The 26,475-nt window shown below is 63.4% G+C and carries 23 protein-coding genes; 12 read left to right on the forward strand and 11 right to left on the reverse strand.

The features are described from left to right. The first annotated feature begins 16 nt into the window (after positions 1-16). The 7 genes from F3J24_RS14055 (at position 17) to F3J24_RS14085 (ending at position 8,331) form a co-directional block, all read left to right on the forward strand. Positions 17-1,579 (forward strand): 3,4-dehydroadipyl-CoA semialdehyde dehydrogenase, encoded by a 1,563-nt coding sequence (locus F3J24_RS14055; protein WP_167007402.1) that lies wholly within the window; start codon positions 17-19, stop codon positions 1,577-1,579. Positions 1,580-1,582: 3 nt separating this feature from the next. Continuing rightward, positions 1,583-3,145, forward strand: a complete 1,563-nt coding sequence (locus F3J24_RS14060) for a benzoate-CoA ligase family protein (RefSeq protein WP_167007405.1) — start codon at positions 1,583-1,585, stop codon at positions 3,143-3,145. Positions 3,146-3,335: 190 nt separating this feature from the next. Then, entirely contained in the window at positions 3,336-4,499 is a 1,164-nt protein-coding gene (locus F3J24_RS14065) for an ABC transporter substrate-binding protein (RefSeq protein ID WP_003071960.1), read from the forward strand. A gap of 157 nt (positions 4,500-4,656) precedes the next feature. Beyond that, positions 4,657-5,526: a branched-chain amino acid ABC transporter permease gene (locus tag F3J24_RS14070; RefSeq protein WP_043370423.1), complete on the forward strand. Its 870-nt coding sequence runs from the start codon at positions 4,657-4,659 to the stop codon at positions 5,524-5,526. A 142-nt stretch (positions 5,527-5,668) separates the two neighbouring features. Beyond that, positions 5,669-6,763, forward strand: a complete 1,095-nt coding sequence (locus F3J24_RS14075) for a branched-chain amino acid ABC transporter permease (RefSeq protein WP_167007407.1) — start codon at positions 5,669-5,671, stop codon at positions 6,761-6,763. Beyond that, on the forward strand, positions 6,756-7,526 hold the full coding sequence (locus tag F3J24_RS14080; RefSeq protein WP_167007410.1) for an ABC transporter ATP-binding protein: 771 nt from the start codon (positions 6,756-6,758) through the stop codon (positions 7,524-7,526). The genes F3J24_RS14075 and F3J24_RS14080 overlap by 8 nt, the downstream gene beginning before the upstream one ends. 103 nt (positions 7,527-7,629) lie before the next feature. Further along, entirely contained in the window at positions 7,630-8,331 is a 702-nt protein-coding gene (locus F3J24_RS14085; RefSeq protein ID WP_167007413.1) for an ABC transporter ATP-binding protein, read from the forward strand. A gap of 128 nt (positions 8,332-8,459) precedes the next feature. On the opposite strand, the gene F3J24_RS14090 is transcribed toward F3J24_RS14085, so the two are convergent. The 4 genes from F3J24_RS14090 to F3J24_RS14105 all read right to left on the reverse strand — a co-directional run bounded on the left by F3J24_RS14090 (position 8,460) and on the right by F3J24_RS14105 (position 14,303). Continuing rightward, complete coding sequence (locus F3J24_RS14090) at positions 8,460-8,933, reverse strand: PaaI family thioesterase (protein WP_167007416.1); 474 nt, start codon at positions 8,931-8,933, stop codon at positions 8,460-8,462. A gap of 242 nt (positions 8,934-9,175) precedes the next feature. Continuing rightward, positions 9,176-10,690 (reverse strand): acetyl-CoA hydrolase/transferase family protein, encoded by a 1,515-nt coding sequence (locus tag F3J24_RS14095; protein WP_043003225.1) that lies wholly within the window; start codon positions 10,688-10,690, stop codon positions 9,176-9,178. A 147-nt stretch (positions 10,691-10,837) separates the two neighbouring features. Further along, entirely contained in the window at positions 10,838-12,160 is a 1,323-nt protein-coding gene (locus tag F3J24_RS14100) for a solute carrier family 23 protein (RefSeq protein ID WP_043003226.1), read from the reverse strand. A 232-nt stretch (positions 12,161-12,392) separates the two neighbouring features. Next, on the reverse strand, positions 12,393-14,303 hold the full coding sequence (locus F3J24_RS14105; RefSeq protein WP_167007419.1) for a radical SAM protein: 1,911 nt from the start codon (positions 14,301-14,303) through the stop codon (positions 12,393-12,395). 142 nt (positions 14,304-14,445) lie between these two features. Here F3J24_RS14105 and F3J24_RS14110 point away from each other — a divergent pair, with 142 nt between their 5' ends. Then, positions 14,446-16,611: an acetoacetate--CoA ligase gene (locus F3J24_RS14110; protein ID WP_167007421.1), complete on the forward strand. Its 2,166-nt coding sequence runs from the start codon at positions 14,446-14,448 to the stop codon at positions 16,609-16,611. Here F3J24_RS14110 and F3J24_RS14115 read toward each other — a convergent pair. Next, positions 16,608-17,357, reverse strand: coding sequence for an enoyl-CoA hydratase/isomerase family protein (locus F3J24_RS14115; RefSeq protein ID WP_167007423.1), 750 nt, complete (start codon positions 17,355-17,357; stop codon positions 16,608-16,610). The two genes, F3J24_RS14110 and F3J24_RS14115, sit on opposite strands and share 4 nt — an antisense overlap. Before the next feature lie 149 nt (positions 17,358-17,506). Between F3J24_RS14115 and minC the strand changes: the two genes are divergently transcribed. Genes minC through minE form a run of 3 tightly spaced genes read left to right on the forward strand, consistent with a single transcriptional unit; the run spans position 17,507 to position 19,382 of the window. Further along, positions 17,507-18,241: a septum site-determining protein MinC gene (gene minC / locus F3J24_RS14120; RefSeq protein ID WP_167007425.1), complete on the forward strand. Its 735-nt coding sequence runs from the start codon at positions 17,507-17,509 to the stop codon at positions 18,239-18,241. A 56-nt stretch (positions 18,242-18,297) separates the two neighbouring features. Continuing rightward, entirely contained in the window at positions 18,298-19,110 is an 813-nt protein-coding gene (minD, locus tag F3J24_RS14125) for a septum site-determining protein MinD (RefSeq protein WP_003059885.1), read from the forward strand. A gap of 5 nt (positions 19,111-19,115) precedes the next feature. Beyond that, the gene (gene minE, locus F3J24_RS14130; protein ID WP_003059887.1) at positions 19,116-19,382 is read left to right on the forward strand and encodes a cell division topological specificity factor MinE; all 267 of its coding nucleotides are present in this window, start codon (positions 19,116-19,118) and stop codon (positions 19,380-19,382) included. Positions 19,383-19,482: 100 nt separating this feature from the next. On the opposite strand, the gene gorA is transcribed toward minE, so the two are convergent. The 6 genes from gorA to F3J24_RS14160 all read right to left on the reverse strand — a co-directional run bounded on the left by gorA (position 19,483) and on the right by F3J24_RS14160 (position 25,392). Continuing rightward, positions 19,483-20,847: a glutathione-disulfide reductase gene (gene gorA, locus F3J24_RS14135; protein WP_167007428.1), complete on the reverse strand. Its 1,365-nt coding sequence runs from the start codon at positions 20,845-20,847 to the stop codon at positions 19,483-19,485. A gap of 129 nt (positions 20,848-20,976) precedes the next feature. Further along, on the reverse strand, positions 20,977-21,888 hold the full coding sequence (locus F3J24_RS14140) for a TauD/TfdA family dioxygenase (RefSeq protein WP_167007431.1): 912 nt from the start codon (positions 21,886-21,888) through the stop codon (positions 20,977-20,979). 131 nt (positions 21,889-22,019) lie between these two features. Further along, entirely contained in the window at positions 22,020-22,544 is a 525-nt protein-coding gene (locus F3J24_RS14145; protein WP_034406713.1) for a flavin reductase family protein, read from the reverse strand. Positions 22,545-22,742: 198 nt separating this feature from the next. After that, positions 22,743-23,384 (reverse strand): PolC-type DNA polymerase III, encoded by a 642-nt coding sequence (locus F3J24_RS14150; RefSeq protein ID WP_167007434.1) that lies wholly within the window; start codon positions 23,382-23,384, stop codon positions 22,743-22,745. 26 nt (positions 23,385-23,410) lie between these two features. After that, positions 23,411-23,902 carry a homoprotocatechuate degradation operon regulator HpaR gene (gene hpaR, locus F3J24_RS14155; protein WP_034401205.1) on the reverse strand — a complete coding sequence of 164 codons (492 nt, stop codon included), beginning with the start codon at positions 23,900-23,902 and terminating at the stop codon, positions 23,411-23,413. Between the two features lie 113 nt (positions 23,903-24,015). Continuing rightward, complete coding sequence (locus tag F3J24_RS14160) at positions 24,016-25,392, reverse strand: D-amino acid dehydrogenase (protein WP_167007437.1); 1,377 nt, start codon at positions 25,390-25,392, stop codon at positions 24,016-24,018. A 42-nt stretch (positions 25,393-25,434) separates the two neighbouring features. On the opposite strand from F3J24_RS14160, the gene F3J24_RS14165 reads away from it, so the two are divergent. Next, entirely contained in the window at positions 25,435-26,349 is a 915-nt protein-coding gene (locus tag F3J24_RS14165) for a LysR family transcriptional regulator ArgP (RefSeq protein WP_167007442.1), read from the forward strand. Positions 26,350-26,475 lie beyond the last annotated feature (126 nt).

Raw genomic sequence — 26,475 nt, forward strand, 5'->3', positions numbered from 1 at the left:
ACTTCAGGAGACCCCCATGACTGAGTTACTGGCCAACCATGTGGCAGGCCGCTGGCAAACCGGCAGCGGCCCGGGCAGTTTGTTACGAGATCCGGTACTGGGGGCCGAGCTGGTGCGTGTCGACGCCACCGGGCTTGATCTGGCTGCCGCCTTTGCCTTTGCCCGCGACACCGGAGGCAATGCCTTGCGCGCCCTGAGCTACGCCCGGCGCGCCAGCCTCCTGGCCGATATTGCCGCCTTGCTGCAAAGCCGGCGTGACGCGTACTACGAGATCTCCACCGCCAACAGCGGCACCGTCAGAAACGATACCGCCGTCGATGTGGACGGCGGTATCTACACCCTGAATCAATACGCCAGATGGGGCGCAGCACTGGGCGACGCCAGACATCTGAGCGACGGCGAAGCCGTCGCGCTGGCCAAGGACGGAGCCTTTCTGTCCCGCCATATCCAGGTTCCGACGCGCGGCGTGGCGTTGTTAATCAACGCCTTCAACTTTCCTGCCTGGGGGCTGTGGGAAAAGGCGGCACCGGCCCTGCTCTCGGGCGTGCCCGTCATCGTCAAACCGGCCACGGCCACCGCCTGGCTGACCCAGCGCATGGTCAAGGATGTGATCGATGCCGGCATATTGCCGCCGGGCGCGCTATCCATCGTCTGCGGCAGTGCCGCCGGCTTGCTGGATCAGCTGCAGCCCATGGATGTGGTCTCCTTCACGGGGTCTGCGGACACGGCAGCGACCATCCGCTCTCACGCTGCCATCACCCGACATTCGGTGCGCAGCAATATCGAGGCCGACAGCGTGAACTGTGCGATGCTGCTGCCCGGCCATGGCCCGGACAGCGCAGCCGCCGCCTTGCTGGCGCGTGAAGTGGTGCGCGAAATGACGGTCAAGTCCGGCCAGAAATGCACGGCCATACGCCGCGTGCTGGTGCCGCAGGTCCTGTATGACAACCTGGCCCAGGCCATCAGTGCGCAGCTGGCGAAGATCTCCGTGGGCAACCCGCGCAACGACGCCGTGCGCATGGGATCTCTCGTCAGCCGCGAGCAGTACGACAGCGTGCAACAAGGCCTGGGCCGCTTGCTGGAACACACCACGGCCCTGCATGACGGACGGCGCAATGCGCTGATCGATGCCGACCCGGCGATTGCGGCCTGCGTCCAACCTGTGCTGCTGGGCACCCAAGACCCCGATGGCAGTGCACTCGTGCATGACATGGAAGTCTTTGGCCCGGTGGCCACGCTCCTGCCCTACCGTGACCTGGCCCATGGCCTGGCACTTGCGCATCGCGGCCAGGGCTCCCTGGTCTGCTCGATCTACGGTGAAGACGACCAGACCCTGGCCGCTGCCGCCACCGAGCTCGCCGCCAGCCACGGCCGCGTGCACGTGGTCACGCCCGCTGTCGCCAAGCTGCATACGGGCCATGGCAATGTCATGCCCCAGTCCCAGCATGGAGGTCCGGGCCGCGCCGGCGGCGGCGCCGAACTCGGCGGCCTGCGGGCACTGGATTTCTATCATCACAAATGCGCCATACAAGCTGCACCGCAGGTTCTGCAGGCACTGGCCGAAACGACGGGAGCATGAGCCATGACCGATTTCAGCCAAGCCTTCAACTTTGCCCAGCATCTGTTTGATCTCAACCAGGGGCGCGGTGACAAGAACGCCTACACCGATGACCAGGGCACGCTCAGCTATGCACAGCTGCAGGAGCAGGCCCGTCGCCTGGCCCATGGCCTGCTCGCGGCCGGCATCCATCGCGAAGAGCGCGTGCTGCTGGTCATGCACGATATGCGCGAGTGGGTGATCTCCTTTCTCGGAGCAATGTACGCAGGTGTGGTGCCGGTGGCGGTGAATACCTTGCTTACCGCAGCCGACTACGCCTATATGCTCGAGCATTGCCGTGCGCAGGCGATTCTGACCAATGGCGCGCTGGTTCCCGTGGTGCAGCAGGCCCTGGAGCAGGCGCAACATGAGGTCAACCATATCTGGGTCGCCAGACCCGAGGAAGCATTGCCAGGCCTGCCGCCGGCCTTCGAGGCACTGCAGCCTTGGCTGCAGCAGCAAACACCGCTGGCCCATGCCGCCAGGACCATGGGCGACGACCCCGGCTTCTGGCTCTATTCTTCAGGCTCTACCGGCAAGCCCAAGGGGGCCGTGCATACCCACGCCAACCCCTACTGGACGGCCGAGCTGTATGGAAAACCGGTGCTGGGTCTGAACGAAGACGATGTCTGCTTTTCCGCCGCCAAGCTCTACTTCGCCTACGGCCTTGGCAATGCCCTGACCTTCCCTCTGAGCGTGGGTGCCAGCGTGGTGTTGATGGCCGAGCGCCCCACTCCGGAAGCCACTTTCAGGCGCTGGACCGAGCACCGGCCCACGGTGTTTTTCGGCGCGCCTACGGGCTTTGCGGGCATGCTGGCTCACCCCGCCTTGCCGCCGCGCGAACAGGTCAGCCTGCGCATGTGTTCGTCGGCCGGCGAAGCCCTGCCGGCCGAGATTGCCCAGCGCTTCAAGAACCACTTCGGCGCCGATATCGTGGACGGCATCGGCTCCACCGAAATGCTGCATATCTTCCTCTCCAACCGCCCGGACGACATACGCTACGGCAGCACCGGAAAGCCTGTGCCCGGCTATGCGGTGGAACTGCGCGGCGAGGATGGACAGCCCGTGGCCGATGGCGAGATAGGCGACCTCTACATCAAGGGCCCGAGTGCGGCCCTGATGTACTGGGCCAACCGCGACAAGACGCGCGACACCTTCCAGGGCGCCTGGCTCAAGAGCGGCGACAAATATGTGCGCGACGCCGAGGGCTACTACACCTATGCAGGCCGCAGCGATGACATGCTCAAGGTCAGCGGCATCTATGTCTCGCCATTCGAAGTCGAATCCACGCTGCAGCAGCACCCTGCCGTGCTGGAAGCGGCCGTGATTGGCGTGCCCGACGAGCAGGGCCTGACCAAGACCAAATCCTATGTGGTGTGCAAGCCCGGGCAGAGCGCCAGCGAGGACGAACTCAAGGCCTTTGTGAAGAACCGGCTGGCGGCCTACAAATACCCGCGCTTCATTGAATTCGTGGACGAACTGCCCAAGACTGCAACCGGAAAGATCCAGCGCTTTCGCTTGCGGGAACTGGACACGAAGCCACGCTGACGGCCTGCTGCAAGCACGCAAAAAGCGTTAGCAACAGCGTCATCCAACTAGGGCAATCGCTGGTATTGCTTTAAACCTAAAGTTGTTAGAGTGCGCTCGTGCATCAGTGCGAACCCCAGCACCACAGCCAGTCATATCCCTTGATCTGAGAACAAGCCGGCATTCATCCATCAACCAGCAGGAGACAAGCATGAGCAAGCAATGGGCAATATGGAGCGCAATCGCACTGGCTGCCGCCGCAAGCGGCAGCAGCGCCATGGCGCAGGAGAAGATCAAGGTCGGCTTCATGCTGCCTTTCAGCGGCACTTATGCAGCGCTGGGCGTGGCGATCGAGAACGGCTTTCGCATGCAGGTCGCCGAACAGGGCGGCAAGCTGGGCGGACGCGAGATCGAATACTTCAAGGTCGACGACGAATCCGACCCCGCGAAGGCCACGGACAACGTCAATCGTCTCATCAAGCGCGACAAGGTCGACGTGATCATCGGCACCGTGCACTCCGGCGTGGCCATGGCCATGGCCAAGGCCGCCAAGGAAAGCGGCACCGTGCTCATCGTTCCCAATGCGGGAGCCGATGCAGTCACCGGCCCCATGTGTGCTCCCAATATCTTCCGCAGCTCCTTCTCCAACTGGCAGACGGCTTACCCCATGGGCGTGGTGGCAGCCAAGGAGGGCAAGAAAAATGCCATGACCCTGACCTGGAAGTACGCAGCCGGTGAAGAAGCCGTCAACGGCTTCAAGGAAGGCTTCGAGAAAAGCGGCGGCAAGGTCAGCAAGCAATTGACCCTCCCGTTTCCCAACGTCGAATTCCAGGCTCTGCTGACCGAGATTGCAGCAGCCAAGCCCGATGCGGTGTTCTCCTTCTTTGCGGGTGCAGGTGCCGTGAAATTCGTCAAGGACTATCACGCCTCTGGCCTGTCCAAGACCATTCCGCTCTACGGACCGGGCTTTCTGACCGACGGCACGCTGGACGCCCAGGGCGAGGCTGCCCAGGGCATGCTGACCACGCTGCACTATGCCGACGAACTGGGCACGGCGCGCGACCAGGCCTTCCGCACCAACTACGCCAAGAACTACAAGCTGCAGCCAGATGTCTATGCCGTGCAAGGCTATGACGCGGCGCAGATGTTGGCCGTGGGCCTGAAGGCGGCCGGCGGCGACATCGGCAAGAAAGATGTCTTCCGCACCGCCATCGAAAAAGCCACGATTGCCAGCCCGCGCGGCGACTTCACCTTGAGCAAGGCCCACAACCCCGTGCAGGACATCTATCTGCGCAAGGTCGATGGCAAGGAAAACAAAAAGATCAGCGTGGCGGTGAAGGCGCTAGCGGACCCGGCCCGCGGCTGCCGCATGTAACAGAAGCGAGCCATACCGCCCTGGATACGTCGCTGCTATGCGCATGCCGCACCTTTGGTGCCGGCCCAGGCAGAGCGCCTCGTCTCCAACGCGAATCCGTGATTCGCGGGGCGGTAGCTGCCGCTGCTTCAGCCCTCCCGCTTCAACAAGGATTGCCGTGGATCTCGCCACTTTTCTGGTGCAGTGTCTGAACTCGATTCAGTACGGACTGCTGCTGTTTCTGCTGGCCTCCGGCCTGACGCTGATCTTCGGCATCATGGGAGTGATCAACCTCGCCCATGGCAGCTTCTACATGATCGGAGCCTATGTGGCGTTCTCGCTGGCACCTTATCTGGGCCAGCATTTCATCACCATGCTGCTGGTCGGCGTAGTGCTGGCGGTGGTGCTGGGCTATTTTCTCGAATGGGCATTCTTCAGCTTTCTCTACGAACGCGATCACCTGCAGCAGGTGCTAATGACCTATGGCCTGATCCTGGTGTTTGAAGGCCTGCGCGCCATCCTTGTCGGCAACGATGTGCATGGCGTGGAAAAGCCGGCCTGGCTGGCCGGCAGCTTTCCTCTCATGGGCATGATGCAGTACCCCTGGTACAACGTGTTTGCCGCCGCCGCCTGCCTGCTGGTGGCGCTGCTGATGTACTACACCGTCAACCGCACGCGCCTGGGCATGATGATTCGCGCCGGTGCCAGCAACCGCGACATGGTGCGTGGCCTGGGCATCAACATCAAGCGCCTGTACCGCATCGTGTTCGCGGTGGGCGTGGCCCTGGCGGCCCTGGCCGGCATGATCGCGGCGCCCATGAGTTCGGTCTATCCGAACATGGGCTCCAGCGTGCTCATCATCTGCTTTGTGGTGGTGGTCATCGGCGGCATTGGATCGATTACCGGAGCGCTGATTGCCTCGCTGCTGGTGGGCTTTGTGGATACCTTCGGCAAGGTGTTCTTCCAGGAACTCAGCGGCATGAGCATCTATCTGCTGATGGCCGTGATCCTCGTATGGCGCCCAGAAGGCCTGATGGGAAAGAGATGATGAAGTTCACCCTGAGTCGCTTCGCGCCTTCCCCTGCTCTCGCTACGCGGGCGGGACAACACCTTCGCTGCGGGATGGCCCTTGCCCTGTGTCCCCTGCTTGGTTCGCGCCAGTTCTGCAAGCAGTGCCAAGGATCATTGATATGAGCGACACCTCCTATACGCCGCTACCGCAATCCAATCAGGCCTATGCAGAAGCTCCGGCAGTCACCAACCAGAGCCGCCCGATTCGCGCCCAAAGCGTCTGGGTAGGGGTGGTGCTGCCGCTGGCCGCCGCAGTGCTGCTGGCGGCCGCTCAACCCTTCTGGTCGGCCTATCTGTCCGATCTGGTGGTCAAGATCATGATCCTGTCCATCTTTGCACTTAGTCTTCACATTCTGGTGGGCGGCGCAGGGCTGGTCAGCCTGGGCCATGCCGCCTACTTCGGCCTGGGTGCCTATGCGGCGGTGAAGGCTGCCGGCCAGGGCGGCAGCAACTTTCTCGTCATGCTCGGCGCCGCCGTCGGCGTCTCGGGCCTGTATGCGCTGGTGGTGGGTGCCCTGAGTCTGCGCACCAAGGGCGTGTACTTCATCATGGTCACGCTGGCATTCGCGCAACTGGCTTTCTTTGTCGTGCACGACGTGGGCTACTTTGGCGGCAGCGACGGCATCTACCTGATGCAGCGCCCGGCCATCGGAACACTGGACATGGAAAGCAGCAGCACGCAGTACTTCGTGGTGCTGGCCTCACTGGTGCTGGTCTATGCCTTCATCGCCATGCTGCGCCATTCGCGCTTCGGCCATGCACTGGCCGGTATTCGCGTCAACGAGCAGCGCATGCGCGCTGCCGGCTTTGCCACCTACGGCTACAAGCTCGCCGGCTTTGTGATCGCCGGTGCGCTGGCGGGGCTGGCGGGCTTTCTGCTGGCCGCACGCGATGCCGTGGTCAACCCCGAACTGCTGGCCTGGCACCACTCCGGCGAGGTCCTGCTGATGCTGATTCTGGGCGGCGTGGGTTCGCTGCGCGGTGCGGTGCTGGGCACCATCACCTTTGTGCTGCTCAAGGAGCTGCTGAGCACCCATGCCATCGTGGGCAATGCCGCGGACCACTGGCAGCTAACGCTGGGCCTTGCCATCATCGCGCTGGTCGCGCTGCTGCCCAAGGGCCTGGTCGGCATCAACGATAAATGGCAGAAGAAGGCAGCAGCGCAGACCGGCAAGTCGCCAGAAGCTGTCGAGCAAGGAGCGGATCATGGCTGATGCAGGCAATGCTCCAAAGATGTCCGTGCGCGGCCTGACGCGGCGCTTTGGCGGGCTGGTGGCCGTGAACAATGTGGACCTGGATCTGCATCAGGGCGAGGTCCATGCCGTCATCGGCACCAACGGCGCAGGCAAGTCCACGCTGATTAACATGCTCTCGGGCGAGATAGCGGCCAGCAGCGGCAGCATTGCACTTGAAGGCCAGGACGTCACGCAGATGCCGCAGCCACTGCGCGCCAAGGCCGGCATCGGCCGCAGCTACCAGCGCACCACCATCTTCCCCGAGTTCACGGTGCTGGAGAACTGCCGGCTCACGGCCCAGGCCCAGGTGCTGCCCAGGCCCTGGCGCATCTGGGAGTCGGCCCAGCATTGCGCGGCCAGCATGCAGCGGGCGCAATCTGCGCTGCAGCGCGCCGGTCTTGCCCAGCATGCCGGGCGCATCGCCGGCAGCCTGAGCCATGGTGCCAAGCGTCAGCTGGAAGTCGCCATGTGCCTTGCCACAGCGCCGCGCGTGCTGCTGCTGGACGAACCTCTGGCAGGCATGGGCGCCGAAGAGACGGAACGCATGCTGGAGCTGCTGCAGGAGCTCAAGTCCGCGCATGCCGTCCTGCTGGTGGAGCACGATATGGATGCTGTCTTCCGCATTGCCGATCGCATCACCGTCATGGTCAACGGCAGCGTGGTGGCCACGGGCACGCCCGATCAGATTCGCAGCGACCCGGTCGTGCGCACCGCCTATCTGGGAGAGGAAGAGCATGCTTGAAACAAGGCACCCCCTGAGCGGCTCTGCCGCTTCCCCCTCTCTCGCTGCGCGGGAGGGGGACGGCACAGGCACGCGCCCACTTTCCGGGGCTTCGAACCATGCCATGTTCAGCCTGCAGGAGGTGCACAGCTTTTACGGCGACAGCCATATCCTGCACGGCATCTCGCTGGATCTGCCTCAGGGCCAGGCCGTGGGCCTGCTGGGCCGCAACGGCATGGGCAAGACCACGCTGATCCGTACGCTGATGGGCTATGTGCCGGCGCGTTCTGGCCGGGTGTTTGCCGATGGCAAGGAAGTCACGAATTCCGCCCCCGAGAAAATGGCGCGTCTTGGCATTGGCTATGTCCCAGAAGGGCGCGGCGTATTCCCCAATCTCTCCGTCAAGGAAAACCTCCTGATGAGCGCCAGATCCGGCCTGGACGGCAGCCGGGGCTGGACCTACGAGCGTGTGCTGGAAACCTTTCCACGCCTCAAGGAGCGGCTGTCCAACGGCGGCGATCAGCTCTCGGGCGGCGAGCAGCAGATGGTCTCCATCGGCCGCGCGCTGATGACCAACCCGAGCCTCATGATTCTCGACGAGGCCACCGAAGGGCTGGCTCCGCTGGTGGTGGCCGAAATCTGGCGCGTGATTGCCCAGATCCGCGAGACTGGCATCTCCACGCTGATCGTGGACCGCGACTACAAGAAGGTGCTGGCCCATACCGACAAGGCCGTGGTGATGGAAAAAGGCCGGCTGGCCTTGCAGGCTCAGTCCGCGGATCTGCAACAGCAGCCGGAGAAGTTGTCGGCGTTGCTGGGGGTTTGACTGTCGTCTTGTTTTGATAGCTGTTCACGCCTGATAGATAAGCGTTTGAAACCTGCTCTGTTTGATGTTTGGCGTGCAACCGTATGCCTGATTTATGGACAGAGGCCGGGACGAAACCCGGCCTCTAATTACTGCACCCCACCCAGCGAAGCCGCATCCAAGCGTACATTCTTCGCTGCCTCAGGCGGCAGGATCGCCATCGTCAGGCTGCAGTTGCAGGTCAGCTTGCCTTCCTCATCGCGCAACTCCACCGCCCAGACATGCGTGGTGCGCCCCAGGTGCGTGGGCCGCGCCGTGGCGGTGATCCAGCTGCCCTTGCGACCTGCGCGCACATGGTTGGCGGTCACGCCGAGGCCCACACAGCGGTAGCCTTCGGGAATGCTGCAGGCAGCGGCCATCGAACCCAGCGTCTCGGCCAGCACCACGCTGACACCGCCGTGCAGAATGCCGTAGGGCTGGCAGGTGCGTTCATCCACATGGATGCGGGCGCGCACATAGTCCTCGCCGTATTCGGTGAACTCAATGCCCAGATGGGAAATTGCAGTGTTTGCGCTGCCTGCGTTCAGCGCTTTCAGATCGAGCTCTCGGGTCCAGATCGCCATACCAGTCCTTGTGGTGCATGAAAAAAGGACGCTCCTTGCAGAGCGTCCTTCGATGCTAAGGACTTGGAGCAGCAGACGCCAGCACCAAGCGGACTAGGCAGCAGCCCCCAATCCACTCCCGCCCCAAGCCAGAGACACCCAGCAAGGGCCTAGGCGGCCCCGCCGGCCCGCAGCGAGGGGGTCGTCCCCCTTGGGGGAAGCCGCGGAGCCGCCCAGGCGCAGCGGCTCAAGGGGAGCCCTATTCAGGCTCGCATATCGCCCTTGTCCATGAAGCGCTGATGCCAGGACAGCGCCTCGGTCAGGATATGAGGCGTGTGCTGTGCACCCTGCTGGCGCGAGCGGTCGAAATAATCCTGCAACTGGGCACGGTAGTCAGGATGGACGCATTGGTCGATGATGACTTGTGCACGCTGCTTGGGCGACAGGCCGCGCAGATCGGCCAGACCCTGCTCGGTGACGATGATCTGGGTGTCATGCTCGGTGTGGTCCACATGCGAGCACATGGGCACGATGCAGCTGATCTTGCCGTCCTTGGCCACCGAAGGCGTGACGAAGAAGGACAGATAGCCGTTGCGTGCAAAGTCGCCCGAGCCACCGATGCCGTTCATCATGCCCGTTCCCATGACATGGGTGGAGTTGATGTTGCCGTAGATGTCGGCTTCGATCATCGAGTTCATGGCGATGATGCCAAGGCGGCGCACCAGTTCGGGATGGTTGGAGATTTCCTGTGGGCGCAGGATGATGCGCTCGCGATAGAAGTCGATGTTGTCCTCGAAATCCTTGTAGGCTGCCGCAGACAACGAGATGGAGGTGGCCGAGGCCTTACTCATCTTGCCGGCGCGCAGCAGATCCAGCATGCCGTCCTGCAGCACTTCGGTAAAGCCCAGCAGGTTCTCGAACGGGCCGGTCAGCAATCCGGCCAGCACGGCATTGGCCACATTGCCCACGCCAGACTGGATGGGCAGCATTTCCTTGGGCAGGCGGCCCATCTTCATCTCGTGGGCCAGGAAGTCGATGATGTAGCCAGCTATTTTTTGGGAATTCTCGTCCGGTGTGGCAAACACATTGTCGCGGTCGCCCTTGTGGGTCTCGACCACGGCGACGACCTTGGCAGGGTCCACCTTCAGATAGGCGTCGCCGATACGATCGTCGGCATGCGTCATGTTGATGGGCATGCGGCGCGGCGGAATGGCCGTGCCGTAGTAGATGTCGTGCATGCCCTCCATCCGGGCCGGCGGCTTGGTGTTGACCTCCAGAATCACCTTGTCGGCAATCTCCAGCCAGGTCTTGTTGTTGCCCACGGCCGTCGAAGGGATCAGCAGGCCGTCGGCGGTCACGCCCAGCACCTCGATCACGGCGACGTTCATGTGGCCCAGAAAGCCGAACCAGGCGTGCTGCGCCACGTGGGACAGATGCATGTCGATGAAATCGATCTCACCCGAGTTCACGGCCTTGCGCGCAATGGGATCGGTGTTGAAGGGCAGGCGCTGACCCAGGGCATGGGCTTCGGCCATCACGCCATCGCACTCGGCGGCGGTGGACGCGCCGGTCCAGACATTGATCTTGTAGGGCTTGCCCTGGGCATGCTCGGCCTTGGCGCGGGCCGCAATGGCCTGGGGCAATGCCTTGGGGTAGCCGGCTCCGGTGAAGCCGCTCATGCCGACATTGACACCGTGGGGAATCAGGGCGGCTGCCTCTTCGGCCGTCATGACGCGCGAGAGGAATTCTGGGTAACGTACGCGATCTGCGATGGACATTGCATGCTCCAACTAAAAAAAACCGCCCGGGTAGGGCGGCATATCTCCAGCGAGAAATGTTACCAGCGCGGAACATTAATACCGGAACTCTCGGCAAAGGCCCCGCGCTGCTGTCAGGGGAATGTTCCCCCGATTACATGTTGGCACTCACTTGGCCTGTACCTTGGTTTCAGATTTGCGCTCGCCCATGGCCAGCAGTGCGTACAGGATGATGGCGCCGAAGGTGGCGCAGCCGATGCCGCCCAGCGCGAATTCGCCGAACCTCAGCGTGAATTCTCCGGTGCCCAGAATCAGGGTGATGGCAGCCACGATCAGATTCTTGGTGTCGGAAAAGTCCACCTTGTTATCCACCCAGATCTTGGCGCCGGCAATGGCGATCAGGCCGAACACCACGATGGAGACACCGCCCATGACGGGCAGGGGAATGGCCTGGATCAGCGCTCCGAACTTGGGCGAGAAGCCCAGCAGCACGGCCAGCAGGGCCGCCACGAAGAACACGGCCGTGGAGTAGATGCGGGTCGCCGCCATCACGCCGATGTTTTCGGCATAGGTGGTCACGCCCGTGCCGCCGGCTGCGCCGGAGACCATGGTGGCCACGCCGTCACCGATGAAGGCCCGGCCCATGTACTGGTCCAGGTTCTTGCCCGTCATGGCGGTCACGGCCTTGATATGGCCCAGGTTCTCGGCCACCAGAATGATGACCACGGGCACGATCAGCAGCATGGCATTGCTGGTGAACACTGGTGCATGGAAGCTGGGAATGCCGAACCAGGCAGCATTGAGCACGCCGCTCAGATCCACAGGCTTGCCCCAGCCCAGGCCGTTGGTGAAGACGGCGTAGAGCACGCTGGCAATGATCAGGCCGATCAGAATCAGCAGGCGCTGCAGCATGCCGCGCGTGAACACGGCCACCAGCGCAACCGACACAAAGGTCAGCGCCTGCATCCAGGACTCGAAGTTGTTGGACGCCATGTTCTTGATGGGAATCGAGGCCAGGTTCAGGCCGATGATGGCTACCACAGCGCCCGTCACCACGGGCGGCATGAAGCGTTCGATCCAGGCCGTGCCCACCATCTGCACCAGCAGGCCGACCAGCATGTAGACAAAGCCGCAGGCAATGATGCCGCCCAGCGCCACGCCGATATTGGCGTTGGCAGGTCCCTGGCTGGCCACATAGCCGGTGGCGATGTTGACCACGCCGATGAAGGCAAAGGAAGAGCCCAGATAGCTGGGCACCTTGCCGCCGGTGATGAGAAAGAAGATCAGCGTGCCGATGCCGCTCATCAACACCGCCAGATTGGGGTCGAACCCCATGAGGATGGGAGCCAGCACCGTGGAGCCGAACATGGCGATCACGTGCTGGATACCCATCAAACCGGTCTGCGTCCAGGGCAGTCGCTCATCGGGGCCGATGACGCCACCGCCCTGCAAGACATCGGACGATCGCTCCGTCCATTGAAACATTCCCATCCCATCGCTCCTTGGAGATATAAAAAACGGAGCAGATTATGGCAAGCAGTGCTTGCCCGCTGGGGCCGTGCAAGCACTGGTAAACCAGGGACTGTGGTCTCTCGAACACGCGGGAAAACGGCTGCACCAGGACAAACTATCAAATACATAGCTTGCAGCGCAATGCCTTCAAGGAATTAATCAATAAACAGATCTAAAGTTGTTTATCAGAAAGCGCTAGCAGCTATCAAATTCACTGCTTCTGCTGCAGCGCACGTGCAATGCGGTCGCGCTTGACCGTGGGCTTGGGCACCTTGAACGGGAACCACATGCGCACATCCTCCTCCAGCCCGATGCCGTGCATGAAGTTGTAGATGGCCTTCTTGAGCGCCGCGCCCAATGCGTCGTGATCGACGCCCGTGGGATCGATGAAGGGGCGGTCGTTCTTGGCAAAGTTGCCCTCGGGCAGCGGCGGCAGCTCGATACCGTATTCCTCGGGGTTGAGACCCACGGGCGAGTGCACGGTACAGCTGAAACGGTGAAAGAAGCCGCTTTGAATACAACCGTTGAGAAACAGCTGGCGCACATACTCGAGCGCGTCCACCGTGTCCTGCACGGTCTGCGTCGGAAAGCCGTACATCAGATAGGCATGGACCAGAATGCCTGCCTCCGAGAACGCCTTGGTCACGCGTGCCACCTGATCCACGGTCACGCCTTTTTTCATCAGCGCCAGCAGCCGGTCGGATGCCACTTCCAGTCCGCCCGAGATGGCGATGCAACCGCTGTCGGCCATCAGCTCGGCCAGCTCTGGCGTGAAGGTCTTCTCGAAGCGCACATTGCCCCACCAGGAGATGCCGGCGTTGCGCGCAATCAGCTCCTGCGACAGCGCCTTGAGAGCCTTGGGCGGTGCGGCTTCATCGACAAAGTGAAAACCGGTCTGGCCGGTCTCGGCGACGATGGCTTCAATGCGGTCGGCCAGCACGGCGGCGCTGGCGCCCTCGTAGCGACCGATATAGTCCAGGCTCACGTCGCAGAAGCTGCACTTCTTCCAGTAGCAGCCGTGGGCCACGGTGAGCTTGTTCCAGCGCCCGTCGCTCCACAGACGATGCATGGGGTTGAGCATGTCCAGCAGCGACAGGTATCTGTCCAGTGGCAGGCCGTCCCAGGTGGGCGTTCCGACCTCGGCAAACGCGATGTCGGACTCCATCATGTTCACGTACTGCACCTTGCCGTCGTCACCGCGCACAAAGGTGCGCACCAGACGCGATCTGCCGCGCTCGCCGCGCAGATGCTCGAGCAGCGCCAGCAGCGGGCGTTCGCCCGCATCCAGCGTCACGAAGTCGAAGTAGTCGAACACGCGCGGCTCTGCCAGCTCGCGCAGCTCGGTGTTGACAAAGCCGCCGCCCAGCACGGTGGCAATCTGCGGAAAGCGCCGCTTGATGGTCTGGGCAATGCGAAACGCCGCATAGGCCGAGCCCGGAAAGGGCACGGACAGCAGCACCACCGTGGGCTGGTGACGCTCCACGGCCTCCCGTGTCAGGCGCTCCAGCACCTCGTCCACCAGATTGGGCTCTGCCGCAAGGGCATTGGCCAGCGGATCGAAAGTGGGCTGGCTGCCGGCCAGCGACTCGGCATAGCGCACGAACTCGAAGCGCTCGTCCACGGCATCGCGCAGCACATCGGCCAGATCGTTCAGGTACAGCGTGGCCAAATGCTTGGCCTTGTCGTGCAGTCCCAGGGCCCCGAAAGCCCAGCCCAGTGGATCGCCGCCTTCCTCGTCCTCATATACGTCCAGCGTGGAAAAGCGTGGTCCTTCGGGCAGAAAGTGGCGCCCCACGATACGGTGGGCCAGCGTGGAGTCTCGCCCCTGCAAAAACGCAATCGTAGGCGCAATCGTGGCCAGATAGCGCTCCTGCTGCTCCACAAAGGAGCTGACGGCAGGCGTGTGCTGCTTGGCAGGCAGGATCCGGATGCGCTCGGTCACTGCGCGCAGGCCATCGGGCGAGAGCAGCTGCAGCACCAGGGCCAGCGCCAGGTCTTCCTGCATGGCGGTGATGCCGCGTGAGCGCAGAAAGCCGGTCAGATAGGCCGTGGAGGGGTAGGGAGTGTTGAGCTGCGTCATCGGCGGAATGACGGCCAGCACGCGGGTGGGCAAAGCGGACATGGGGTGCGGGTCGCCGGCATGCGCCGTTGACGGTGTAGACAGGCCCCGATTATCGGTTTGACCGCGCATCCGTGCTGCACAGGTGACATCTGCGGGGGCCACCACCAATGACGTGAGCAGGCTGCAGCGCTAGGCTGGACCCATGTCCTCCGCACCGCAACACCCCGCTCCCTATATTCCTCAGATCCGGCTGTACCAGAACTGGCTGCGTGAAACGCGCGGCCTGAGCTTCGCCGACTATGACGCGCTGTGGCAATGGTCGACCAGCGATCTCGATGCTTTCTGGCAGAGCATCTGGGATTACTTCGACCTGCAGTCGCCCACAGCACACAGCGCGGTGCTGGCCAGCAACACCATGCCCGGTGCGCAGTGGTTCCCGGGCGCGCAGGTGAACTATGTGCAGCAGGTGCTACGCCATGTCCAGCCGGCCCATGCCGCCGGCATGCCGGCCGTCATCAGCCGCAACGAGCAGGGCCTGCAGCGCGAGCTGAGCTGGCCCGAGCTGCAGCGCCAGGTGGCGGCCCTGGCCCTGCATCTGCGCGCCCAGGGCGTCGCCAAAGGCGACCGCGTCGCGGCCTATCTGCCCAATATTCCCGAGGCCATGGTCGCCTTCCTGGCCTGTGCCAGCCTGGGCGCCATCTGGAGCATCTGCGCACCCGATATGGGCACTCATGCCGTGCTCGACCGCTTCAAGCAGATAGCGCCCAAGGCGCTGATCGCCGTGGACGGCGTGCACTACGCAGGCAAGGACATAGACCGCCGCGAGGTCCTGCAGGAGCTGCGCCAGGGCCTGCCCAGCGTGCAGCACGTGGTGCTGGTGCCCAATCTGAATACCTCGATAAAGATAGCTGACACCGCAGACTACACAAGCGTTACAGCGAGAAATGATGCTGATACCGCTGCCTTCGAGCCCGAATGGCTGGCGTTCGACCACCCGCTGTGGATCGTCTACTCCAGCGGCACCACCGGCCTGCCCAAGCCCATAGTCCACGGTCATGGCGGCATGGTGCTGGTGGCCCTGCAGCTCAAGGGTCTGCACAACGACATCGGCTGCAGCTACGAGCCCAATAGCTGGGGCGAGCGCTACCACTGGTACAGCTCCACGGGCTGGGTGATGTGGAATGCCCAGGTCTCGGGCCTGCTGGGCGGCACGACCTGCGTGATCTTCGACGGCAGCCCCGGCGGCAGCAAGGACAAGCCCGACTGGGGCACGCTGTGGCGCTTCGCGGCCGAGACCGGCGTGACCAGCTTTGGCTCAGGCGCGGCCTTCTACGCCAACTGCATGAAGGCCGGTGTCGACCTGTCGGCCTGCGGCGATCTGTCACACATACGCGGGCTGGGCAGCACGGGCTCGCCGCTGTCTGCCGAAGTGCAGCAATGGGGTACAGATCAATTCGAGAAACTGGGCCGCGCCAATATTTGGTGGAACAACCTGTCTGGAGGGACAGATTTTGCTGGTGCCTTTATCGGTGGCAACCGCGATCTGCCGCTGGTGCCCGGCGTCATGCAATGCCGCCAGCTGGGCGCGGCCGTCGAGGCCTGGAACGAAGAGGGCCAGCCCGTGATGGACGAGGTCGGCGAGCTGGTCTGCACCCAGCCAATTCCGTCCATGCCGCTGTTCCTGTGGGGAGACGTGAGCACCGCCGAGCCGCCTCAAGGTGCGAAGGCCCCCTCGGGGGGCAGTGACCCACACGCAGTGGGAGAGCGTGGGGGCAATCCATTCGGGAAAAGATACCTGTCCAGCTATTTCGACATGTATCCCGCCGGTCATGGCCGCCAACCCGGCGGCGGTGACGGCCCGGCCGAGATGGGGCCTGTCTGGCGTCATGGCGACTGGATCAAGCTGCTCGGCGAGGGCGGCTGCATCATCTACGGCCGCAGCGACGCCACCATCAACCGCCATGGCCTGCGCATGGGCACCAGCGAGATCTACAGCGCCGTCGAGGCCCTGCCCGAGGTGCTGGACAGCATGGTGGTGGACCTGGAATATCTGGGCAAGGACAGCTATATGCCGCTGTTTGTCGCCCTGCGACCGGGCGTGGAGCTGGATGCTGCCCTGAGCGAGCGCATCAACAAGGCCATCCGCTCGGCGCTGTCGCCCCGCTTTGTGCCCGACGATATCTTTGCTGTGGCAGAGATCCCGCGCACGCTCAGCGGCAAGAAGCAGGAGCTGCCCATCAAGAAGCTACTGCTGGGCCAGCCCCTGGCGAAGGTGGTCAACAAGGACGCCATGGCCAACCCCGGCTGCCTGGACTGGTACGAGGGCTTTGCCAGGGAATATCTGGCCAAGGCAGAGACGGTGGCCTAGCGCCCGGTAAACAGAGGCTGGCGCTTCTCGCGCCAGGCCGCGCCGCCTTCCTTCAGATCGGCCGATTCGATGGTGGCCTGCACGGCAGCATCGATGCCGGCCTTGTCATGCAAGCCGCGGGCAATGGCGTTGAGGTGTTTCTTCATGCCCAGCAAGGCCAGCGGCGCCATGCCGGACAGCGTGGTCTGCAGCTGCGCCACGCGCTCGCCGATATCTGCGCCGTCCGCCAGATCGGTCAGAAAGCCGCAGTCCTTCATCGCCTGGGCCTGTAGCTTCTCGCAAGTCAGAAACAGGCGCTTGGCCGTATCCAGGCCCAGCCGGGTCACATAGCGCTCCAGGCCCGAGCGGTAAAAATGCAGGCCCAGCCGCGCGGCAGGCATGAACATCTGGCTGTTGGCACCGCCGACGCGGAAATCGCAGGCCAGCGCCATATCGGTGGCGCCGCCAAACACCCCGCCCTGAATCGCGGCAATGGTCACGGGGCGGCAGTTCTCGATGGCGTCCACCATTTCACCGAAGGAGCTGCCTTCGTTCTGGCTGTTGGCAATCTCGGCGATGTCGTAGCCGCTGCAGAAATGCCGGCCCACCGCCTGCAGCGTCAACACCAGAACGGCCGGGTTGGCATTGACCTCATCGATCTGGCGGCGCAGCACGCTCAGGTCTTCGGGCAGCAGTTTGTTGGCAACTTCGGGGCGGCGCAAGGTGATGCTGGCACAGGCGCCCTGGATCAAAAGCTCTGGAGACATGACTGTATTTTCATCCAGACCTGTGCAGATAGGGCCCTCTGAGGTGCATCAAGTGTTGCAGTGCAAACACTCGGTGACCTTATCTTTTGCCGGTTGACAGGTACACTTTGTCGTCCTCATAGAGCACCTGATGTGCGCTGATCCCATCCATGTCTGTTGAACCGACCGGCGCCGAGCGCCCCAGCTTTGACCTCAAGAGCGCGCAACTGCCGGTGCTTTCCGTGGTGCTTCGCAGCACCGACATGCAGGCACTGACCCAGGATCTGGCACGTCGTCTGGCCGACGACCCCGATTTCTTCGACAACGACCCCGTACTGATCGATCTCAGCCAGGTGTGTGGAGCCGAGCAGGAGATCGACTTCCCGGCCCTGCTCGAGGCCCTGCGCAACCACCGCACCGTGCCGGTTGCCGTGCGCAGCGGCAGCGAGGCCCAGATGGAGGCCGCCAAGGCCCTGGGGCTGAGCGCAGCTCCCGATGCCATGCCGGCGCGTCGCGCCGAGCCGGAAATCCACGAGATCATTCGCGAGGTGGAGGTCGAAGTGCCCGCGCCTCTGGCCGATGCCGTCATCGTGGACCGGCCGCTGCGCTCGGGCCAGCGCGTCTATGCCAAGGGCACCGACATTGTGGTTCTGGACATGGTCAGCTATGGTGCCGAGGTGATTGCCGACGGCAACGTCCATGTCTATGCGCCGCTGCGCGGCCGCGCCGTGGCCGGGGCCAGCGGCAATACCAGCGCCAGAATTTTTAGCACTTGCATGGAGGCGCAACTGCTTTCCATTGCAGGTATCTACCGCACAATTGAAACCGATCTCCCCAAAGAAGTCGCCGGCAAAGCTGCCAAGGTGCGTCTTGAAGGAGAAAAAATCATTATCGAGCCGGTATGAGACACACCGGACACCCTATCAACCTGCCCCATTTGTCTTAAAGGAATCGTGCAAACATGGCCAAAATCGTCGTCGTGACCTCCGGCAAAGGCGGTGTCGGCAAGACCACCACCAGCGCCAGCTTCGCATCCGGCCTCGCTCTGCGCGGCCACAAGACCGCAGTGATTGATTTCGATGTGGGTCTGCGCAATCTCGATCTGATCATGGGCTGCGAACGCCGCGTGGTCTATGACCTCATCAATGTGATCCAGGGCGAAGCCAATCTGAACCAGGCCCTGATCAAGGACAAGCAGTGCGAAAACCTGTTCGTGCTGGCCGCTTCGCAGACCCGCGACAAGGAAGCCCTGACGCAGGAAGGCGTGAAGAAGGTGCTGGACGATCTGTCCGCCATGGACTTCGAGTTCATCATCTGCGACTCGCCCGCCGGCATTGAAAGCGGCGCGCTGATGGCCATGCACTATGCCGACGAGGCTCTGGTGGTGACCAACCCCGAAGTCTCGTCGGTGCGCGATTCGGACCGCATTCTGGGCATGCTCAGCTCCAAGACCGAACGTGCCGTCAAGGGCGAGAGCATCAAGGAACACCTGCTGATCACGCGCTACAACCCCAACCGAGTGGAAGACGGCCAGATGCTGTCGCTGGAGGACATCCAGGACATTCTGCGCATCGAGCTGATCGGCGTGATTCCCGAATCCGAAACCGTGCTCCAGGCTTCCAACCAGGGCATTCCGGCCGTGCACATGCAAGGTACCGATGTGGCCGAGGCCTATCAGGACGTGGTGGCACGCTTCCTGGGCGAAGAAAAACCCATGCGCTTTACCGAAGCCGTCAAGCCCGGCTTCTTCAAACGCATGTTTGGCGGGAGGTAAGCCATATGTCCATGTTGTCGTTTCTGCTCGGAGAGAAGAAGAAATCCGCCTCGGTCGCCAAGGAGCGTCTGCAGATCATTCTCGCCCGTGAACGCGTGGGCGGCGAAAGCGGCAAGCCCGACTATCTGCCGGCCCTGCAAAAAGAGCTGATGGCCGTGATTTCCAAGTATGTGGACATCAACCCCAATGACATCAAGGTACAGCTGGAGCGCCAGGAAAACCTTGAGGTTCTGGAAGTCAAGATCGAGCTGCCGGACGCCACACGCGGCTGATACCAACTCATCTAATCAAGAAAAATGGGCCTCTGAGGCCCATTTTTCATTGCGCTGTCGCCCGACGCCTTACGCAGTGCGAAGCGCGGGGTGTCACGCCTCATTCGCGCACCGGCTCCCGCATGGTCACCAGTTCCTCGGCCACGGTCGGGTGTATGCCTATGGTCGCATCGAACTGCTGCTTGGTCGCCCCGCATTGCAGCGCCACGGCAAAGCCCTGCATCAGCTCGCCCGCGCCCTCGCCCACCATATGCACGCCGCGCACGCGCTGGTCAGCTTTGGAGACGATGAGCTTGAGGAAGACGTTCTCGGGCTCGGCCCCCATGCGGTTGGTCAGCGGCCTGAAGCTGGACTGGAAGACCTGCACCGCGCCAAAGCGCACGCGCGCCGCCTCCTCGGACAGTCCCACCGTGCCCACCTGCGGATGGGAGAACACCGCCGTCGGCACCAGTTCGTAGTCGGGTGCACTCTTGTCGCCCTGACCGAACAGACGATGGGCGACCACCGAGCCCTCGGCCAGCGCCACGGGCGTCAGGGCCATGCGATCGACCACGTCGCCCACGGCATGGATGGAGGGCACATTGCTGCAGAAATGCTGGTCCACCTCGATGGCGCCCTGGTCGTTGACCTTGACTCCTGCCGCATCCAGCCCCAGTCCTTCGATCAGGGGTACGCGACCCGTGGCGTACATCACGCAGTCCACCACCAATTGCTCGCCGCTCTTGAGCTGCAGGTGCAGGCCGTCCGCCTGCTTGTCTATGGCCTGAATCTCGTCCTCCCAACGGAAGGTCACACCCAGTTGGGCCATCTCCTGGCCCAGGTGCAGACCGAGGTCGGCATCAAAGCCGCGCAGCAGCTGCTGGCGGCGGTGCAGCAGGGTGGTCTCGGCGCCCAGGCCGTTGAAGATGGAGGCGAACTCCACGGCGATATAGCCACCACCCACGACCACCACGCGCCTGGGCAGCTGCGGCAGATGGAAAGCCTCGTTGGAGGTGATGGCATGCTCGATGCCAGCAATATCGGGCAGACTGGGCGTGCCGCCCGTCGCGATCAGGATATGGCGGGCATGCAGGGTCTGCCCGTTCACCTGCACGCTATGCGGCCCTGAGAGCTTTGCACGGCCGTGGATGACGGTAACCCCTGCGCCGGCCAGCATGCGGCCGTAGACGCCGTTCAGGCGCTCGATTTCGCGGTCCTTGTTGGCAATCAGCGCAGGCCAGTCGAAACGCGGCTGCTCCAGCTGCCAGCCAAAGCCCCGCGCCTCCTCGGCCAGCTGGCTGAAATGCGCTGCATGGCTGAGCAGCTTCTTGGGGATGCAACCCACGTTGACGCAGGTACCGCCCAGCTGGGCGGCTTCCACCACTGCCACACGGGCCCCCAGGCCGGCAGCCACGCGGCTGGCGCGCACGCCCCCCGAGCCGCCACCTATGACCAGAAAGTCGTAATCAAAGTCTTGTTGCTGCATGTTCTGTCTCGCTGGTTGGGAGGTTCAAAGCAGATGCTTGCTGCTTTGAACTCTACAAGACAAGACTGCCGCAGGTGGTTTAACGCAGCGTTAAACCACCTGCACGACCCAGTTTGGCCGGCGCACGGCCTAGAACGGCTTATCGCCCTTGATCGTGGCGCGGTGCATGCGGCGCACGGCCGGGAAATAGTCCTGAATCGCGTAATGCTGGGTGGAGCGGTTGTCCCACATGGCAATGGTGTTGGGCTCCCAGTGCAGGCGCATCTGGTATTCCAGAATCGCGGGCTGGCGCAGCAGATAGCTCATCAGATCCTGCTGCTGGGCATGAATTTCGTTGGCCGAGCGGAAGCTGTCGAAGTGCGAGCTGAAGTTGGCGAAATGCGTGACGAAGGTTTCGTTGACGTAGAGGATCTTGCGGCCGCTTTCGGGATGGGTGCGCACCACCGGGTGCACCACGGGCGGATATTTGCCGCGTGCCTGGGCCTGCTGCGCGGGCGTCATGCGCGCGCCGAACGAGGGCAGGATGTCATGCACGGCATACAGGCCGGCGATCTGCTGCTTGCGCGTCTCGGGCAGTTGCTCGTAGGCCTGCTCCATATTGATCCAGACCGTGTCGCCGCCGACCTCGGGGCATTCCACGCAGCGCAGCACCGAGGCCATGGATGGGGTCTCGCGCCAGGAGACATCGGTGTGATAGACGTTCTCGGTGCCCGGGATCTTGCTGTTGCCCCCGAGAAGCACCAGCTCGGCATGGTCGGGGTGATGGGGAAACACCGGGTGCAGCTCCAGCTCGCCGAAGCGGCGCGCAAACGCCACATGCTGGGCAGGCGTGATGTTCTGTTCGCGAAACACCAGCACCTTGTGCGCCACCAGCGCCTGGCGCAGCTCACGCGTCTGCTCCTCGCTCATGGGCTGGCGCAGGTCTATGCCCGAAACCTCCACGCCTATGGCGGGGGAGATGCGCCTGAGCTCGATCCCCGTGCTGCTTGCCGCAGCCACCTTGCGCTGGGTATGGGCCGGCCTGTCTTCACAATCGATCATGATATGTCTCCAAAGCGTTGCAACCACTGTCCTGCGGCCTGACGCATGCAGGCCAAGACACAATCTAGGGCGGGCCTTGGAGATCGGTATCGTTCAAGCCGACTAGGTAGGGTTCCCAGTCGGCAGCCGGCTTACCGGACGAAGCCGTGGGCGTGCATATGGCCCGAGTGGTAGAGCAGCGGCGCGCGGTCGGCATGGTGCTCGCAGCGCTCCACCTCGCCGATGAAGAGCAGATGGTCGCCCTCCTCATGCTGACGCAGATTGCGGCACTCGAAGACCGCGCTGCAGCCCTCGAGCAGCGGCACGCCATGCTCGGAGTCATGGTGCTGCGTATGGCTGAACCGATCCGCTCCCTTGCGTGCAAACAGCTCGGCCAGCGGCTTTTGCGAAGCCGCCAGCACATGGATCGCGTAGTGGGTGCTGTGGCGGAACACTGGCAGGGAATTGGCCTTCAGACCCAGGCTCCAGAGCACCAGCGAGGGCGCCAGCGACAGCGCGTTGAAGGAGCTGACCGTGGAGCCCACCGCATGGCCCTCTGCACTGCGCGCCGTGATGATGGTCACGCCGGTGGCAAATTGCCCCAGCGCATCGCGAAATTCGCGCTGCGAGAAAGGCAAGGCCGAACGCAAGACGGAGGTAGGCAAGGCGGAGTTCACGAAATTCAGAGCTCAGGTCAGCGACCACAACGGTGCGCCACGGTTCAAGATCAGCAGATCACAGGGAACATCTGCAGGGCTTGAGCAATTATCAACTTGAACCTAGCCAGTCACAATCCGTAAGGGCTTAAGGCCAGAAGCATCAATTTTGATAGCGCCTTACGCATGACTGCAAAAGCCTACAGGCCAAAATACTCGTCAATCCTGGGTCTGAACTGCCAGCAGCCCCTGACCGGCCTGCTGCGCCAGCCAGCCTCCGACCTTGGCCTTGCTGCAGCGCTGCAGCTGCATCAGCAGCGCATGCTCGGGCCAAGGCAGGGCATGGCGCTCGCACAGGTCCTGCTGCATGCGAGCCAGCAGGGCCGCCGCCATCTCGGCATCGGCCAGTGCCCGGTGGGCGCGGCCCGTGGAAGGCAGTTGCAGATAGCGCGCCAGATTGCCCAGGCTGTGACTGGGTGCCTGCGGGTAGATGCGGCGCGACAGCAGCACGGTACAGGCAAACAACTGGGGAGCGGCTTCGCCTGCCAGCGCCAGTTCGGCCTGCCAGAACTTGCTGTCGAACGATGCGTTGTGGGCCACCATGGGCGCACCGCCCACAAAGCGGGCGGCATCGCGCATCACCTCGGCGGCAGGCGGCGCGGTGCGCAGCATCGCGTTGGTGATGCCGGTGAGCTCGGTGATAAAGGGCGAGACCCAGGCTCCGGTCTGCATCAGGCTCTGGAAGCGGTCCACCACGCGGCCCTGCTCCAGCAGCACGATGGCCACCTCGGTGGCCCTGGCGCCCTGGGCGGGCGTCATGCCCGTGGTTTCAAAGTCGATGACGGCGATCGCAGCACTCATGACTGCATTGTGCCGTGGCCGGCGCCTCAGTCCGTGCCCAGCTCGTCTTCGCCGGGCAGGCCCAGGCTCTGCACCACATGCTCGAGAATGCGGAACAGCTGCTCGCTCTCGGCGCTGCCCAGCTGCTCCTCGATCTCGGTGTAGATGGTTTCGAAATGCGGCACGATCTGCGCCACCATCTCCTGGCCGGCGGGCGTGAGGGCGAACTCGGAGCCCCGCAGATCGGCCACATGGCGACCGCGCTTGATGAGCAAACGCCCTTCCAGCGTCTTGAGCAGGCGCGAGAGGCTGGGCATGCTGATGAAGGTCAGCTGCGACAGCTCCATGGGACGCAGACGCCTGTCGGCCACCGACATGATGCGCAGCACGCGCCATTGCTGCTCGGTCAGTCCGTGCGCACGCAGCGAAGGACGAAAGCGCACCATGACCGCCTCGCGGGCCTTGAGCAAAGCCATGGGCAATGAGCGCGCGAAGGAGCGTGAGGTGTCAAGGGCAGGAGTGATGTCGTGCTGGGTCATGGCATGGACGAGTTGCTGGCGTGATTGTATGTAAGAGCCCCACGCAGCGATACCGTCAATCCGGGCAAAAGAGTCAGCCAGCCCGTACTCGTCCTGCAGTCCTATGCCCTGTCTCAGGCCGACGCAATCCGCGCGCCGCGAGCGACCTCGGGGACCGGCTCATCCCAGAACCGGAAATCCAGCGCCGGGCGCTCGCCGCTCATCAGGGCTGCCATGGCCTTGCCCGAGCCCGCGCCATGCGTCCAGCCCAGCGTGCCATGACCGGCATTGACCCAGATTCCGGCAGCCTGGGTTGCACCGATGCAGGGAATGTTGCTGGGCGTGGCGGGCCGCAGACCGCACCAGAACTGCGGATCGCCGCCTTGCTCGGGCAGGCGCGTGTCGCAGACACCGGGCATCAGCTCCTCCACGCGCCTGACCAGCATCTCGCAGCGCGCCCTGGCCGTGGGCGTGTCCAGACTCAGATCGAAGCCGCCCAGCTCAATGGTGCCGGCCACGCGCAGGCGATTGCCCAAACGGCTCATGGCGACCTTGCGGCTGTCGTCGATGGTGGAGACGACGGGAGCTTTTTCGGGCCGCAGCAGCGGCAGGGTGGCGCTATAGCCCTTGCCAGGGTAGATCGGCACATGCACGCCCAGAGGCCTGAGCAGCAGTGGCGTGTAGGAGCCGCAGGCGACCACCACGGCATCCGCGCTCAGCATGCGTCGGGCGCCATCGCTGCGGTCGCAAATCTGCACCTGGGCAGGCTTGCCCCGGCGCGCCGGCTGCAGCCTCAGGATGTCGTGGCCGTAGAGGAACTGCACACCGGACTGGGCACAGAGACCGGCCAGCTTTTCGGTGAACAGACGCGCATCACCGGACTCGTCGGTGGCGGTGAACGTGCCACCCGCAATCTGCGCAGCATAGGGCGTGAACGCAGGCTCGATGGCAAGCAGCTCGTCGCGGCTGACCAGACGGCGCTGCACGCCGTATTGCCGCATCAGCTCCACGCCTTCGGCGGCCTCGGCAAACGCCTGCCGACTGCTGTAGAAATGGGCAATGCCACGCTCCAGCCGCTCGAACTCGATGCCGGTCTTCTGGATCATGTCCTTGAGCGCCAGATGGCTGTAGGCGCCCAGGGCCACGATCTGCTGCACATTGCGCGCAAAGGCGCGGTCATTGCACTGGGCCAGGAACTGCAGGCCCCAGCGCCATTGGGCAGGATCGAGCTGCGGCCTAAACAGCAGCGGAGCCTGTTTGTCGAACATCCATTTCAGCGCCTTCCAGGGTGCCTGACGATTGGCCCAGGGCTCGCAGTAGCTGACCGAGATCTGGCCGCCATTGGCATAGCTGGTCTCCAGGGCCGGACCGCTCTGGCGGTCCACCACGGTGACTTGATGACCGCGCTCGCGCAGATGCCAAGCGGTGCTGATGCCGATGATGCCGGCGCCCAGGACGATGATGTTCATGCGGCCAGTGTCTGCACTCTTGCAGGCAAACAAAAGCAGCATTAAATTTTCAGCAGTTTCATCAGAAATGCTAATGGAATTGCCATGAGTTCCTGGGACCCTGCTGCGCTGGAATGCCTGGCCGCCATCGTGGAGGAAGGCGGCTTCGAGCGCGCCGCGCAAAAGCTGCACATCACCCAGTCGGCCGTGTCCCAGCGCCTGCGGGCACTGGAGGCACAAGTTGGCTCGGTGCTGGTGGAGCGCACGCGCCCCGTCAAGCCCACGAGCGCCGGGAGGCTGCTGCTCAAGCATGCCAAGCAGCTGCGCCTGCTTCGCGCCGATCTCGCGCACGAGCTGCAGGAGCTGGCACCGCAGACCGGACAGAGCCTGGCCGGCGAAATCGTCTCCATCGCCATCAATGCCGACAGCATTGCCACCTGGGCCATGACGGCCCTTGACGAGCTGGTGAAGAGCGGCCTGCCGCTGGAGGTGGTGGTCGACGACCAGGACTTCACGCAGGAGCTGCTGCGCTCGGGCCAGGTCATGGGCTGCGTGACCACGCTGGGCCAGGCCCTGCGCGGCTGCACGGTGCAGCCCCTGGGCGCCATGCGCTATGTGGCTGTGGCCTCGGCCGAGTTTGCCCGGCAAGGACTGCCGCAGGGGCTGACGCGCAAGAACTTCAACCAGCTGCCCTATCTGTCCTTCAACCGCAAGGACGATATGCAGGCCGAGTTCGTGGCGCGCTGCCTGGGCCTGCGCAATGTGTCGCTGCAGCACCAGATCCTGCTGCCCAGCTGCGAGGCACAGGTGCGCGCCGTGCGTGCCGGCTGGGGCCTGGGCGTGCTGCCGCAGCTGCTGGTGCAGCCTGCACTGGAGGCTGGCGATCTGGTCGAGATAGCGCCCGGCCATGCGCTGTCCATCGCGCTGTTCTGGCATTGCTGGAATCTGGAGTCGCGCGTGCTGGCCCATGTCAGCCAGGCCTTGCTGGGCAAGGCCCGGCAGCTGCTGCAGGCCGATTGATGCCGGCCACAAAAAAGGCCGTGCTTTTCAGCACAGCCTTGCGAGATCGGTTCAAACGGAGGTACTTTGGTTTTTGTAGCTGTGGACGCTCATCTATCCTTGATTTGACGCTGTTTTATGCCTGAT

Source organism: Comamonas sp. Tr-654 (genome assembly GCF_011752915.1).
In the GTDB taxonomy this organism is placed as follows: domain Bacteria; phylum Pseudomonadota; class Gammaproteobacteria; order Burkholderiales; family Burkholderiaceae_C; genus Comamonas.

Excerpts from the sequence above, each read along its gene's own strand:
- F3J24_RS14060 (WP_167007405.1), top strand. The coding sequence starts at position 1,583 with ATGACCGATTTCAGCCAAGCCTTCAACTTTGCCCAGCATCTGTTTGAT.
- F3J24_RS14055 (WP_167007402.1), top strand. The coding sequence starts at position 17 with ATGACTGAGTTACTGGCCAACCATGTGGCAGGCCGCTGGCAAACCGGC.
- minE (WP_003059887.1), top strand. The coding sequence starts at position 19,116 with ATGTCCATGTTGTCGTTTCTGCTCGGAGAGAAGAAGAAATCCGCCTCG.
- F3J24_RS14115 (WP_167007423.1), bottom strand. The coding sequence starts at position 17,357 with ATGTCTCCAGAGCTTTTGATCCAGGGCGCCTGTGCCAGCATCACCTTG.
- minD (WP_003059885.1), top strand. The coding sequence starts at position 18,298 with ATGGCCAAAATCGTCGTCGTGACCTCCGGCAAAGGCGGTGTCGGCAAG.
- F3J24_RS14085 (WP_167007413.1), top strand. The coding sequence starts at position 7,630 with ATGTTCAGCCTGCAGGAGGTGCACAGCTTTTACGGCGACAGCCATATC.
- F3J24_RS14095 (WP_043003225.1), bottom strand. The coding sequence starts at position 10,690 with ATGTCCATCGCAGATCGCGTACGTTACCCAGAATTCCTCTCGCGCGTC.
- F3J24_RS14160 (WP_167007437.1), bottom strand. The coding sequence starts at position 25,392 with ATGCTGCTTTTGTTTGCCTGCAAGAGTGCAGACACTGGCCGCATGAAC.
- F3J24_RS14140 (WP_167007431.1), bottom strand. The coding sequence starts at position 21,888 with ATGATCGATTGTGAAGACAGGCCGGCCCATACCCAGCGCAAGGTGGCT.
- F3J24_RS14090 (WP_167007416.1), bottom strand. The coding sequence starts at position 8,933 with ATGGCGATCTGGACCCGAGAGCTCGATCTGAAAGCGCTGAACGCAGGC.
- F3J24_RS14075 (WP_167007407.1), top strand. The coding sequence starts at position 5,669 with ATGAGCGACACCTCCTATACGCCGCTACCGCAATCCAATCAGGCCTAT.
- F3J24_RS14100 (WP_043003226.1), bottom strand. The coding sequence starts at position 12,160 with ATGGGAATGTTTCAATGGACGGAGCGATCGTCCGATGTCTTGCAGGGC.
- gorA (WP_167007428.1), bottom strand. The coding sequence starts at position 20,847 with ATGCAGCAACAAGACTTTGATTACGACTTTCTGGTCATAGGTGGCGGC.
- F3J24_RS14105 (WP_167007419.1), bottom strand. The coding sequence starts at position 14,303 with ATGTCCGCTTTGCCCACCCGCGTGCTGGCCGTCATTCCGCCGATGACG.
- F3J24_RS14165 (WP_167007442.1), top strand. The coding sequence starts at position 25,435 with ATGAGTTCCTGGGACCCTGCTGCGCTGGAATGCCTGGCCGCCATCGTG.
- F3J24_RS14150 (WP_167007434.1), bottom strand. The coding sequence starts at position 23,384 with ATGAGTGCTGCGATCGCCGTCATCGACTTTGAAACCACGGGCATGACG.
- F3J24_RS14080 (WP_167007410.1), top strand. The coding sequence starts at position 6,756 with ATGGCTGATGCAGGCAATGCTCCAAAGATGTCCGTGCGCGGCCTGACG.
- F3J24_RS14065 (WP_003071960.1), top strand. The coding sequence starts at position 3,336 with ATGAGCAAGCAATGGGCAATATGGAGCGCAATCGCACTGGCTGCCGCC.
- F3J24_RS14110 (WP_167007421.1), top strand. The coding sequence starts at position 14,446 with ATGTCCTCCGCACCGCAACACCCCGCTCCCTATATTCCTCAGATCCGG.
- minC (WP_167007425.1), top strand. The coding sequence starts at position 17,507 with ATGTCTGTTGAACCGACCGGCGCCGAGCGCCCCAGCTTTGACCTCAAG.
- hpaR (WP_034401205.1), bottom strand. The coding sequence starts at position 23,902 with ATGACCCAGCACGACATCACTCCTGCCCTTGACACCTCACGCTCCTTC.